The sequence below is a fragment of the Rubrivivax gelatinosus genome, assembly GCF_016583785.1.
In the GTDB taxonomy this organism is placed as follows: Bacteria; Pseudomonadota; Gammaproteobacteria; order Burkholderiales; family Burkholderiaceae_C; genus Rubrivivax; species Rubrivivax gelatinosus_B.
On sequence record NZ_NRRU01000039.1, the window covers coordinates 1 to 11,846 of the forward strand.

12 protein-coding genes are annotated in these 11,846 nt (G+C 72.8%); 8 read left to right on the forward strand and 4 right to left on the reverse strand.

All coding sequences use genetic code 11. From position 1 onward, the window contains the following. The 5 genes from cbiB to CKO43_RS26215 all read left to right on the forward strand — a co-directional run. Positions 1 to 744 (forward strand): adenosylcobinamide-phosphate synthase CbiB (cbiB, locus tag CKO43_RS11905; protein WP_200378761.1); only part of this gene is annotated, 744 nt, incomplete at its 5' end. Beyond that, entirely contained in the window at positions 732 to 1,637 is a 906-nt protein-coding gene (locus CKO43_RS11910; RefSeq protein WP_242481136.1) for a PLP-dependent aminotransferase family protein, read from the forward strand. The genes cbiB and CKO43_RS11910, both read left to right, overlap by 13 nt. After that, positions 1,634 to 2,005, forward strand: a complete 372-nt coding sequence (locus tag CKO43_RS11915) for a DUF1636 family protein (RefSeq protein WP_200378762.1) — start codon at positions 1,634 to 1,636, stop codon at positions 2,003 to 2,005. Before CKO43_RS11910 ends, CKO43_RS11915 begins: the two co-directional genes overlap by 4 nt. Before the next feature lie 107 nt (positions 2,006 to 2,112). Then, positions 2,113 to 3,669, forward strand: coding sequence for a methyl-accepting chemotaxis protein (locus CKO43_RS11920; protein ID WP_200378763.1), 1,557 nt, complete (start codon positions 2,113 to 2,115; stop codon positions 3,667 to 3,669). Positions 3,670 to 3,882: 213 nt separating this feature from the next. Continuing rightward, positions 3,883 to 5,439, forward strand: a complete 1,557-nt coding sequence (locus CKO43_RS26215; RefSeq protein WP_200230122.1) for a methyl-accepting chemotaxis protein — start codon at positions 3,883 to 3,885, stop codon at positions 5,437 to 5,439. Positions 5,440 to 5,477: 38 nt separating this feature from the next. Here CKO43_RS26215 and CKO43_RS11930 read toward each other — a convergent pair whose 3' ends face one another. Then, entirely contained in the window at positions 5,478 to 6,083 is a 606-nt protein-coding gene (locus CKO43_RS11930; protein WP_346728249.1) for a bifunctional adenosylcobinamide kinase/adenosylcobinamide-phosphate guanylyltransferase, read from the reverse strand. A 69-nt stretch (positions 6,084 to 6,152) separates the two neighbouring features. Here CKO43_RS11930 and CKO43_RS11935 point away from each other — a divergent pair, with 69 nt between their 5' ends. Beyond that, positions 6,153 to 6,500: a cysteine-rich small domain-containing protein gene (locus CKO43_RS11935; protein WP_200378764.1), complete on the forward strand. Its 348-nt coding sequence runs from the start codon at positions 6,153 to 6,155 to the stop codon at positions 6,498 to 6,500. Positions 6,501 to 6,536: 36 nt separating this feature from the next. On the opposite strand, the gene CKO43_RS11940 is transcribed toward CKO43_RS11935, so the two are convergent. After that, entirely contained in the window at positions 6,537 to 8,075 is a 1,539-nt protein-coding gene (locus tag CKO43_RS11940; RefSeq protein WP_346728247.1) for a cobyric acid synthase, read from the reverse strand. After that, positions 8,072 to 9,559 (reverse strand): cobyric acid synthase, encoded by a 1,488-nt coding sequence (locus CKO43_RS11945; protein WP_242481137.1) that lies wholly within the window; start codon positions 9,557 to 9,559, stop codon positions 8,072 to 8,074. Before CKO43_RS11945 ends, CKO43_RS11940 begins: the two co-directional genes overlap by 4 nt. A 230-nt stretch (positions 9,560 to 9,789) precedes the next feature. Between CKO43_RS11945 and CKO43_RS11950 the strand changes: the two genes are divergently transcribed. Both CKO43_RS11950 and CKO43_RS11955 read left to right on the forward strand, forming a co-directional pair. Further along, entirely contained in the window at positions 9,790 to 10,806 is a 1,017-nt protein-coding gene (locus CKO43_RS11950) for a recombination-associated protein RdgC (protein ID WP_200378765.1), read from the forward strand. 92 nt (positions 10,807 to 10,898) lie between these two features. Then, a complete protein-coding gene (locus CKO43_RS11955) occupies positions 10,899 to 11,501 on the forward strand; it encodes a rhomboid family intramembrane serine protease (RefSeq protein ID WP_200378766.1) in 603 nt (200 codons plus the stop codon). Here the strand turns inward: CKO43_RS11955 and CKO43_RS11960 are convergent, their stop codons facing one another. Then, entirely contained in the window at positions 11,502 to 11,660 is a 159-nt protein-coding gene (locus CKO43_RS11960; protein WP_346728248.1) for a DUF3563 family protein, read from the reverse strand. Positions 11,661 to 11,846: the final 186 nt, after the last annotated feature.

Consider the following 11,846-nt stretch of genomic DNA (forward strand, 5'->3'; position numbering starts at 1 on the left):
GCCTGGTGGCTGGTGGTCGGCAGCGTCGCCGCGCTGGCGGCTCTGCTGCAGGCGGCGCTGCTGCAGCTGCCGGCCTGGGCGGCGCTGCCGCTGCTGGCGCTGGCGCTCAAACCCGCATTCGCCTGGCGCATGCTGCGCGACGAGGTGGCCGCGGTCGAACGTGCCTTCGCCGACGGCGGGCTGGCGGCGGCGCGGCAGCGACTGCGCTCGCTGTGCAGCCGCGACGTCGAGCAGCTCGACGCCCGCACGGTGCGCGAGACCGCGATCGAGACCCTGGCCGAGAACCTGAACGACTCCTTCGTCGCGCCGCTGTTCTGGTTCTGCGTCGCCGGCCTGCCCGGCGCCTGGGCCTGGCGCGCGGTGAACACGCTGGACGCGATGTGGGGCTACCGCGGCCGCTGGGAGTGGGCCGGCAAGTGGGCTGCACGCGCCGACGACGCGCTCGGCTGGCTGCCGGCGCGGCTGACCGCCGCGCTGCTGTGGCGCCCGGCGATCGGGCTGGCGCCGCTGTGGCACGAAGCCGGCCGCACGCCGTCGCCCAACGGCGGCTGGCCCATGGGCGCGATGGCGCTGCGCCTGGGCGTGCGCCTGGGCAAACCGGGCGTCTACACGCTGAACGACGGCGGCCGCGACGCCGATGCGGCCGCGCTCGAACGTGCGCTGGCCATCGGAGAGCAGGCGGCCTTGGGCGCGCTGGTGGCGGCGCTGATCTGGCTGATGGGGAGTGCGACATGGACCGGCTGACGCAGGCGCAAAGCCTGGCCTTCAACCCCGAGCCGGCACCGGCACGCGTGCACGGCGGCCCCGGCCGCGACGGTGCTGCGGCCTGGGACTTCTCGACCTGCGCCAACGCCGCCGGGCCCTGCCCGCAGGTGCTGGACGCGCTGCAGCGTGTCGACCCCTGTGCCTACCCCGACCCCGGCTACCACGCGCTGCGCGAGCGCCTGGCCGACTGGCACCGCGTGCCGGCGGGCCGCATCCTGTTCGCCGCCAGCGCGAGCGAGTTCATCCAGCGCGTCAGCGCCGTCGGCGCGCGCCTGATGCCGGGCGCGGTGGCGGTGCCGCGCCACGCCTACGGCGACTACACGACCGCAGCGCGTGCCGCCGGCCGCGCCGTGCTGGTGGCGGGCGCTGGGCCGGCGACGCTGCGCTGGGTGGGCGAGCCGTCCAGCCCGCGGGGCCAGGACGCCGCGCCGCCGCCCGACCCGCAGCGTGTGCCGACGGTGCTGGACGGCGTCTACGCGCCGCTGCGGCTGCAGGGTGCGAGCCGCTGGAACTGGGCCGACCGCCAGGCGGTGTTCGTGCTGCACGGCCCGAACAAGGCGCTGGGCCTGTGCGGCCTGCGCGGCGCCTACGTCGTCGCCCCCGATGCCGAGGCCGTCGACTGGGACGCCGCGGCGTGGATGCAGGCGCTGGCCGCTGCCGAGCCGGTGCTGCAACGCCACCCCGGCGCCTGGCTCTGGCTGCTCAGCGATGGCCGCTGCCCCGGCGAGCCGCCGGCGCCACGCGCCGCGGCCCAGGTCGTGATCGTCGACCACGACGACGGCCCGGTGTCCATCGGCCGCTGCGCCGCCTGGGCCGAAGCCTGGGGCGCGCGCTGGGTGCCGGCCAACCGATTCGACGGAGAACGACGATGAACGAGAGCACCGAGCTGCTGGTCTGCAGCACCTGCCGCCCGCCGGGCGCGCCGCGCGACGGCGTCGCCGCCGGCCAGCAGCTCTTCGAGGCCGTGCAGGCGCTGGCCGCCGCCGATCCCGGTGCGCCGCGCGTGCGCGCCGTCGCCTGCCTGTCGGCCTGCGGCCGCAGCTGCAGCGCCGCGCTGCAGGCGCCGGGCAAATACAGCTACGTGTTTGGCGACCTGCAGGCCGACGCCGCCAGCGCCGCCGACCTGCTGGCCGCCGCCGCGCGCCACCAGGCGCTGGAAGACGGCCAGATCCCCTGGCGCGAGCGCCCCGAGTCGCTGCGCCGCGGCACGCTGGCGCGGCTGCCGCCGACGATCCCGTGACCTAGTGCCGGTGGCGAGTTCTGATCGGTCTCAAGGAACCTGGGCCGTGACCGACATTGGGCGAAGAGGCCGCCCGCCATCCGGGCGCGCCCGTGCCGGAGCCCGTCTTGAACCTGCTTTCGACCTTCCGTTCCAAGATCGTCGCCCTGATCGTGCTCGCGATCGCGGGCCTGCTGCTGCTGTCGGCGCTGTCGTTCTGGCAGTTGCGCAACCAGTTGATCGATGGCCGACGCGGTGAACTCGTCGCCGCGGTGCAGTCGGCCGCGACCATCGTCGACAGCTACCGCGCCAAGGCCGAGGCCGGCAAGATGAGCGTCGACGACGCCAAGGCCGCGGCCGTCGCCGCGCTGCGCGACTCGCGCTACGGGCCCGAAGGCAAGGACTACTTCTACATCTGGACGCTGGACTCGGTGAACGTGCTCGTGCCGAGCAAGCCCGAATGGGCCGGCCAGCGCCTGGTCGGCAAGGTGCTCGACGCCAACGGCGTCGACGTCATCGCCGCGATGCTCGACCGCCTGAAGGCCAGCCCCGACGGCCGCATGTTCATCGAGGTGATGTTCCCGAAGCCGGGCGAGACCGTGCCCCAGGCCAAGCTGCAGTACGCGCAGCGTGTTCCCGGCTGGGACTGGATGGTCGGTTCCGGCCTGTACATGGACGGCATCGTGGCCCAGGTGCGCGTGGCCCTCCTCAAGGCGCTGGCGCTGACCGGCGCGCTGGTGCTTGCGCTCGGCGTCGCCGGCTTCTGGATCGCACGCGTGGTGCTGCGCCAGATCGGCGGCGAGCCGGCCGACGCGATGGCGGCGATGAAGGCCGTGGCCGCCGGTGACCTGACGGTGTCGCTGGCAACTGCGCATCGCAACAGCCTGATGGCCGAGCTCGACGCGACGGTGAAGTCGCTGCGCACCACGATCTCCAGCGTACGCGGCTCGATCGACAGCATCACGACGGCATCTTCCGAGATCGCGGTCGGCAGTGCCGACCTGTCGGCACGCACCGAACAGACGGCGTCCAACCTGCAGCAGACGGCGTCGTCGATGGAGGAACTGACCGGCACGGTGCAGACGACGGCGGCCTCGGCGCGCCAGGCGCACGAGCTGGCCGGGCAGGCCGCGGCTTCGGCCATCAGCGGCAGCCGGGCGGTAGGCAAGGTGGTCGAGACCATGGGCGCGATCAACGACAGCTCGCGCCGCATCACCGAGATCATCGCCGTCATCGACGGCATCGCCTTCCAGACCAACATCCTGGCGCTGAACGCCGCGGTCGAAGCGGCGCGTGCCGGCGAGCAGGGCCGCGGCTTTGCGGTCGTCGCCGGCGAGGTGCGCACGCTGGCGCAGCGCAGTGCGCAGGCGGCACGCGAGATCAAGACGCTGATCGACGAGTCGGTGACGCGTGTCGATGCCGGCAGCACGCTGGTGGCCACGGCCGGCAGCGCGATGACGGCGCTGGAGCAGAGCGTGGCGCGCGTGACGACGACGATCTCCGAGATCACCGGCGCGACCACCGAGCAGTCCACCGGCATCGGCGAGGTCAACCGCGCCGTCGCCGAACTCGACCGTGCGACGCAGCAGAACGCGGCGCTGGTCGAAGAGTCGGGTGCCGCCGCCGAGAGCCTGAAGGAACAGGCGCGCCGGCTGCGTGATGCGGTGGAAGTCTTCCGGCTGTGAGCCAGGGCCGGCGCCTAGCGAGGCGGCCGGCTCCCGATCTCTGATCCAGATCAAAAAGCATCCCGTCCTGACACCGGGTGGGTGACGTTCGGGCGTTGTGCGTGACGTTCTTGTCGGCAGCGGTGCCGGCCAGCGTTACGCGCCGTCGTGCAAGCCAGAATTGAAAAAAACAGCCAGCCCGGTCCGCGGGCGGCCTTGCCGTCGGAGTCCCCCTTGAAGTTGTTCTCGTCGTTCCGTTCCAAGATCGTCGGCCTCACCACGCTGGCGATCACCGGGCTGTGCCTGCTGGCCGCGCTCTCGTCCTGGCAGTTGCGCAACCAGCTGGTCGAAGACCGCCGCAGCGAGATCGTCGCCGCAGTGCAGACCGCCTTCTCCATCGTCAACGGTTTCCGCCAGAAGGCCGAGGCCGGCAAGATGAGCGTCGAAGAGGCCCAGGCCGCCGCCAAGGCCGCAATGCTGGAGGCGCGCTGGGGCCCCGACGGCAAGGACTACTTCTTCGTCTGGACGCTGGACCAGGTCAACGTCGTGCACCCGGCTCGGCCCGAATGGGCCGGCCAGCGCCTGGTCGGCAAGGTGCTGGACTCGAGCGGCGTGGACATCATCAAGGCGATGATCGACCCGCTGAAGGCCAGCCCCGACGGCAAGGCCTTCGCCCAGATCCTGTACCCCAAGCTCGGCCAGACCGTGCCGCTGCCGAAGATGAACTACATGCAGCACGTGCCCGGCTGGGACTGGATGGTGGGTTCGGGCCTGTACCTGGACGACATCGACGCCAAGGTGTACGCGGCGCTGCTGAAGACGCTGGTGGTGGCCGGCGCGGTGATCCTGGCGCTCGGCGTCGCCGGTTTCTGGATCGCGCGCGTGGTGCTGCGCCAGATCGGCGGCGAACCGGCCGAGGCGATGGCGGCGATGAAGGCCGTGGCCGCCGGCGACCTGACGGTGTCGCTGGCCACCCCGCACCGCAACAGCCTGATGGCCGAACTGGACGCCACGGTGAAGGCGCTGCGCGCGACGATCGCCAGCGTGCGCTCGTCGGTCGACAACATCGGCACCGCGTCCTCCGAGATCGCCGTCGGCAGCGCCGACCTGTCGGCGCGCACCGAGCAGACCGCCGCCAACCTGCAGCAGACGGCGGCGTCGATGGAGCAGCTGACCGGCACGGTGCAGACGACGGCGGCCTCGGCGCGCCAGGCGCACGAGCTGGCCGGGCAGGCGGCGGCTTCGGCCGTCAGCGGCAGCCGGGCGGTGGGCAAGGTGGTCGAGACCATGGGCGCGATCAACGACAGCTCGCGCCGCATCACCGAGATCATCGCCGTCATCGACGGCATCGCCTTCCAGACCAACATCCTGGCGCTGAACGCGGCGGTGGAGGCGGCACGCGCCGGCGAGCAGGGCCGCGGCTTCGCCGTCGTCGCCGGCGAGGTGCGCACGCTGGCGCAGCGCAGCGCGCAGGCGGCACGCGAGATCAAGACGCTGATCGACGAGTCGGTGACGCGTGTCGACGCCGGCAGCACGCTGGTGGCCACGGCCGGCAGCGCGATGGCGGCGCTGGAGCAGAGCGTGGCGCGCGTGACGACGACGATTGCGGAAATCACCGGCGCGACCACCGAGCAGTCCACCGGCATCGGCGAGGTCAACCGCGCCGTCGCCGAGCTCGACCGTGCGACGCAGCAGAACGCGGCGCTGGTCGAGGAGTCAGGTGCCGCCGCCGAGAGCCTGAAGGAACAGGCGCGCCGGCTGCGCGATGCGGTGGAAGTCTTCCGGCTGTAACGGCAGCGGCCGTCGGCCGGGAGCGCGTGAAGTCGCGCTCAGGCCTTGACGGCCAGCGCCTGCCCGGCGACGACCCAGCTGACACGCGCGCAGGCGGCGCCGACCTCGCGGTGCAGGTCGCCGAGCGCGTCGATGTAGCGCCGCGTCGCGGCGTCGGCCGGCACGCTGCCCAGGCCGATCTCGGTGGACACCAGCACCACCGGCCCCGGGGCTGCCGCCAGCGCGGCGCACAAGTCGGCACGCGCCGCGTGCCAGCCGGTGTCGTCGAGCGCGGGGCTGCTGCTGCCGACGGCTTCGGGTACCAGCAGGTTGGTCAGCCACAGCGTCAGGCAGTCGACGACCAGCAGGCGCTGCGGTGCCGAGTGCAGGCGGATCACCGCTGCCAGTTCGCGCGGCTCCTCGACGCAGCCGGCGCGCGGCAGCAGCGCGGCGCGGTCGGCGCGGTGGCGTGCGATGCGCGCGGCCATCTCGTCGTCGCTGACGGTGGCCGTGGCGACGACCACGGCCTCGTGGCCCGGCGTTCGCAGCCAGGCGATGGCGCGGTTTTCGGCCTGGCGCGTCTTGCCGCTGCGCTGGCCGCCGAGTATCAGTTCGTGCTGGGGATGCAGATTCGTCTTTCGTCGGCGCCGGGCGGCGGCGATGATAACGAGGCCCCTTCGCCGACGCGGAGCGCCCGCTTCGGTAGCATCCTTGTTCAGCCGAACGGAGCCGCGATGCAGCCCAAGGACACCACGACGAACGAGGCCTTCAAGGGCTTCACCAACAGCGCCTGCCCGTTCTATCCGTGCCACCAGGGTGTCAAGCGCGAGTTCAACTGCCTGTTCTGCTACTGCCCGCTGAGCGCGCTCGAGTGCCCCGGCAACTACGAGGTCTTCGTCAGCGCCAACGGCGTCAAGCGCAAGGACTGCTCCAACTGCACGCTGCCGCACGACGGCTACCGCCAGTCCTGGGGCTTCATCCAGAAGTGGCTGGAACGCCCGGTGCACTGGCGCGGGCTGCCGCAGACGCGGCGTTACACCGCGGCGCCGGAGAACGCGCTGCCGGACGAGTCGGGGGCCTGAGCCTGGCTTTCAGGACCTTCCGGCCTTGAACGTCCCTCAGCGCGCCAGCGCCAGCAGCGCGTCCAGGTCCAGGTCGGCTTCGAGCTGCGCCGCGTAGGCGTCGAGCAGGGCTTCGACGCGGGCCTCGTAGTCGACGCCGGTGCCGACGGCGCCGAGGCTGTCCAGCCAGCGCCGGCGCCAGCCGTCGGCGGCGAACAGCCCGTGCACGTAGCTGCCCATCACGCGGCCGTCGGCCGAGACCGCGCCTTCGGCGCGTGCGCCGCCGCCCTCGTCCAGCCGCAGCCAGGGGCGCGCCAGCCCGGCTCCGGTGCTGCGGCCCATGTGCATCTCGTAGCCGCGCACGCGCAGGCCGCTGGCGGCGTCGAGCGCGTCCAGGTCGAGCAGGCGCTTGTCCGCCGTGATCGTGGTCTCGATGTCCAGCAGCCCCAGCCCCGGCGTCGAGCCGGGCTCGCCTTCCAGGCCCTCGGGGTCGTGCACGGCGCGGCCCAGCATCTGGAAGCCCGCGCACAGGCCGACGACGCGGCCGCCGTGGCGCACGTGGGCGTGCAGGTCGTGCTGCCAGCCCTGGGCGAAGACGTGTTCGAGGTCGGCGCGCGTGGCTTTCGAGCCGGCGAGCACGACGACCGCCGCCTCGCGCGGAATCGGCTCGCCCGGCTGCACCCAGCGCAGCGTGACGCCGGGTTCGGCCGCCAGCGGGTCCAGGTCGTCGGCGTTGGCCAGGCGCGGCGTGCGCAGCACCGCGACGACCAGGCTGCCGCCGCGCGCACGCCGCCGCGCCGCGGCGTCCAGCGCCAGCGAGTCTTCCTGCGGCAGCCGCGCGGCGCCGTCGAACCAGCGCACCAGGCCGCGCAGCGGCCAGCCGGTGGCGGCGGTGATCTGTGTGGCGGCCGGCGTGAAGATCGCCGGGTCGCCGCGGAACTTGTTGACGACCAGCCCGGCGACACGCGCACGCTCGCTCGCCGACCACAGCGCATGGTGGCCGATGGCCGCGGCGCTGACGCCGCCGCGCGACTCGTCGCCCAGCAGCAGCACCGGCAGGTCGGCGGCTTCGGCCAGGCCCATGTTGCTGATGTCCTGCGGCCGCAGATAGGCCTCGGCGCCGCAGCCGGCGCCCTCGACCAGCACCAGGTCGGCCTGCTGCGACAGCCGCTCCAGGCTGTCGAGCACGGCCGGCAGCAGCCGGGGTTTCAGCGCCTGGTAGCCGGCGGCCGGCCAGCGCCCGAGCACCCGCCCGCGCAGCACCACCTGGGCGTCGACGTCGGTCTCGGGTTTCAGCAGCACCGGGTTCTGGTGCACCGAACGCGGCACGCCGGCGGCACGCGCCTGCAGCGCCTGGGCGCGGCCGATCTCGCCGCTGGCGGCGCCTTCGGCCTCGCCGGCGACGGCGGCGTTGTTGCTCATGTTCTGCGCCTTGAACGGCTGCACGACGAGGCCGCGCCGGGCGTAGGCGCGCGCCAGGCCGGCGACGAGCAGGCTTTTGCCGACGTCCGAGCCGGTGCCCTGCACCATCAGCCGGCGCGCGCGCCGCGGCGCCGCCGGGGCCGGCGTGAACCCGACCGGGTCGTCGGCCGTCACCGCGCCAGCGCCAGCAGCGCGTCCAGGTCCAGGTCGTCGGCGACGTGATCGGCGAGCGCGTCCAGCGTCGCCTCGACCTGGGCCTCGTAGTCCAGCGCCGAACGCTGGGCGCCGATGCGCTCGAGGAAGTGGCGGCGGAAGCTGTCGGCAGCGAACAGTCCGTGCACGTAGCTGCCCATCACGCGGCCGTCGGCCGAGACCGCGCCTTCGGGTGCCTCGCGGCCGCCCTCGTCCAGCCGCAGCCAGGGGCGCGCCAGCCCGGCGCCTTCGGTGCGGCCCATGTGCATCTCGTAGCCGCGCACGCGGCAGCCGCTGGCCTGGTCCAGGCGGTCGACCTCGACCAGGCGCTTGTCGCGCGTGATCACGGTCTCGATGTCCAGCAGCCCCAGGCCCGGCGTCGAGCCGGGCGCGCCTTCGATGCCGTCGGGGTCGCGCACGACGCGGCCCAGCATCTGGAAGCCCGCGCACAGGCCGACGACCCGCCCGCCGCGGCGCACGTGCGCCAGGATGTCGGTGGCCCAGCCTTCGCGGTGCAGGGTCTCGAGGTCGGCGCGTGTGGTCTTGCTGCCCGGCAGCAGCACCAGGTCGGTGTCGGCCGGCAGTGCCTGCCCCGGGTGCAGCCAGTGCAGCGCGACGCCGGCTTCGGCCGCCAGCGGGTCCAGGTCGTCGAAGTTGGCGGTGCGGCCAAGCTGCGGCACGACGATCTTCACGCCCTGGCCGTCGCCGGGCAGCGCCCGTTCCAGCGCCAGCGCGTCTTCGGCCGGCAGGCGCACCGCGCCGTCGAACCAGTTGACGACACCCAAGAGCGGCCAGCCGGTGAGCTCGCTCATCACGCGGCAGCCGGGTTCGTAGAGCGAGAACTGGCCGCGGAACTTGTTGACGACGTAGCCGACGACGCGCGCCCGTTCGGCCGGCGTGTGCAGCACGTGGCTGCCGACGACGGCGGCGATGGCGCCGCCGCGGTCGTTGTCCGTGACCAGCACCACCGGCAGGTCGGCGTCCTCGGCCAGGCGCATGTTGGTGATGTCGCAGTGGCGCAGGTAGACCTCGGTGCCGCTGCCGGCGCCTTCGACGATCACGAGGTCGGCTTCGGCGGCGACGCGGCGGTAGCTGTCCAGCAGCGCCGGCATCAAGAGCGGCTTCAGGTTGTGATAGTGGCGCGCCGGCCAGTTGCCGAGCGCACGCCCGCGCAGCACCACCTGCGAGCCGACGCCGCTCTGGGGCTTGAGCAGCACCGGGTTGTGGTGGATCGACGGCGCGACGCCGCAGGCGCGCGCCTGCAGCGCCTGGGCGCGGCCGATCTCGCCGCGTGGGCGGCTGCCGTCGGCGTTGGGCGGCAGGTCGGAGTCGGCCGTCACCGCGGCGTTGTTGCTCATGTTCTGCGCCTTGAACGGGCGCACGACCAGGCCGCGGCGCGTGTAGGCGCGGCACAGCGCGGCCACGAGCAGGCTTTTGCCGACGTCGGACGAGGTGCCCTGCAGCATCAGTGCACGCGCCCGGCGCGGCACGGACGGGTCGAGCAGCGGAACCTGGAGATCGGGGACGGGGGGCGGTAGGTCGGGTACGGCGGACACGGGCGGCAGCGGTCGGCGCGTGCCGGGGCGGCACGCGCGGCGGATTATCCGCGGCACTCGGGGCCTGGCCGGCCCTGTCCGCGCGACCTGCTAGATTCGCTGGTTTCCCTGCCGCCCGGGCCGCGCCCGATTGCCGCCACATGTTCAAGAACGCTCTCGTCTACCGCATCGAACACTGGGACGCGCCCGATCTGGCCACGATCGAGGAACGTCTGGACGGCGCCCGTTTCGTCGCCTGCGGCGCCAGCGAGCCCGAATCCTCGGGTTTCGTCGAGCCCCGCGGCGAGAACCACGGCGCGCTTGCCGAGAGCGTCGGCGGCCAGATCATCCTGAAGCTGCGTGCCGAGACCAAGGCCGTGCCCGGTGGCGTCGTCAAGGACGAACTCGAACGCCGGCTCGACGCCATCGAGCAGGAGACCGGCCGCCGCCCCAAGGGCAAACGCGCCAAGGAACTGAAGGACGAGATCGTGCGCGAGCTGCTGCCGCGTGCCTTCCCCAAACGTTCGGCGACCATGGTCTGGATCGCACCGCAGGCCGGGCTGGTCGTCATCGGCGTCACCGGCGCGAAGAAGGCCGACGCCATCGTCACCCGCCTGGTCGAGCTGCTGGGCGGCAGTTTCCGCCTCGGCCTGGCGCAGACGCAGCTGGCGCCGGCCACCGCGATGGCCGCGTGGCTGGGCGACAAGGAGGCACCGGGCGGCTTCACGATCGACCGCGACTGCGAGCTGAAGCAGCCCGACAGCGAGAAGGCCGCGGTGCGCTACGCGCGCCACACGCTCGAACTCGACGAGATCGGCGAACACATCCGCCAGGGCAAGCTGCCGACGCAGCTGGCGCTGACCTGGAACGCCCGTGTGTCCTTCGTGCTGTCGGAATCGATGGCGCTGAAGAAGATCAAGCTGCTCGACGGCGTGCTCGAACAGGTCGAGGCCCAGGCGCAGCGCGAAGGCCGCGACTTCGACGCCGACGTCGCCATCGTCACCGGCGAGCTCTCGAAGCTGATCGCCGACCTGGTCGAGGCGCTGGGCGGCTGGGCCGAGCGCCAGGAGGGCGTGCCGGCCGCGGCGCCTGCTGCGGCCCCTGCCGCCGCTGCGGCACCGGCGGCCACGGCCGCTACGGCGGCCGGCGTCGCACCCTGGGACGAACTGCCGGCATGAGCGCTCAGGACTTGTCCGGGGCTCATTCCCGCCTGGCGGGACCGGCCGGCAGGCCGAAGGGTGCTCGTATGATCGCGGCCCGCTGACACTCCATGTTCGGTGCCCCGGTTTCGACCCTGCTGCTGCTGGTGATCGTCGGCGCCAGCGCGATCGCGCTGACCCGCCGCCACGACTGGCTCGAACGCGGCCTGTTCCGGCCGTTCTGGCTCGTGCGCCGCGGCGAATGGACGAGCGTCGTCAGCTCGGCCTTCCTGCACGCCGACTTCCCGCACCTGCTGTTCAACGCCTTCACCTTCTGGGCGTTCGCGTTCATGCTCGAACGCCGCATCGGCAGCGGCGCCTTCGCCGCGCTCTATGCCTTCGGCATCGTCGCCAGCTCGGTCGGCACCTGGCTGCAGCACCGGCGCGAGCCGGGTTACGCCACGCTCGGCGCCTCGGGTGCGGTGCTGGCGGTGCTGTTCGCGTCCATCGTGTACTTCCCGACCGGCTCGCTCTACGTGTTCCCGCTGCCGGTGCCGCTGCCCGCGCCGCTGTTCGCGCTGGGTTATCTGGCGTACACGATCTGGGCCTCGCGCCAGGATTTCGGCCGCGTCAACCACGACGCGCACCTCGGTGGTGCGGTCGCGGGTGTCGCCTTCGTCGTCTTCAGCGACCCGGCGCAGGTCGCGGCCGCGTTCGCGGCCTGGCTGGGCTGATCAGCGCTCGTACAGCCCGAGCGCGATCGCCTGCGACGGTACGTCGCGACCACGCAGCTCGATCTCGTGCAGCCTGCGCTCGAGATCGCCGTCGTCTTCGGACTCGGCGAGGTATTGCTCGTCACGTTCTTGCTGCGACTCCAGGTCGGGGAGCAGCACTTTCAGGATCTCGACAACGCTCATGGCACGACGGGCCCGCTTTTGACCGGCCCTCTCCTGTGGTTCGTGCCAGTGTCAGCCGCCGGGGATGCCAACGGGGTGCGCCAGATCAGAAGGGCGCACGGAAACGGGGCGAGTTGCGGTGGTTATGCTCACTTCCGGTGCGTTGAGCGGGCGGGCGGTGCC

Excerpts from the sequence above, each read along its gene's own strand:
- CKO43_RS11910 (WP_242481136.1), top strand. The coding sequence starts at position 732 with ATGGACCGGCTGACGCAGGCGCAAAGCCTGGCCTTCAACCCCGAGCCG.
- CKO43_RS11915 (WP_200378762.1), top strand. The coding sequence starts at position 1,634 with ATGAACGAGAGCACCGAGCTGCTGGTCTGCAGCACCTGCCGCCCGCCG.
- CKO43_RS11945 (WP_242481137.1), bottom strand. The coding sequence starts at position 9,559 with ATGCTGCAGGGCACCTCGTCCGACGTCGGCAAAAGCCTGCTCGTGGCC.
- CKO43_RS11950 (WP_200378765.1), top strand. The coding sequence starts at position 9,790 with ATGTTCAAGAACGCTCTCGTCTACCGCATCGAACACTGGGACGCGCCC.
- CKO43_RS11935 (WP_200378764.1), top strand. The coding sequence starts at position 6,153 with ATGCAGCCCAAGGACACCACGACGAACGAGGCCTTCAAGGGCTTCACC.
- CKO43_RS11955 (WP_200378766.1), top strand. The coding sequence starts at position 10,899 with ATGTTCGGTGCCCCGGTTTCGACCCTGCTGCTGCTGGTGATCGTCGGC.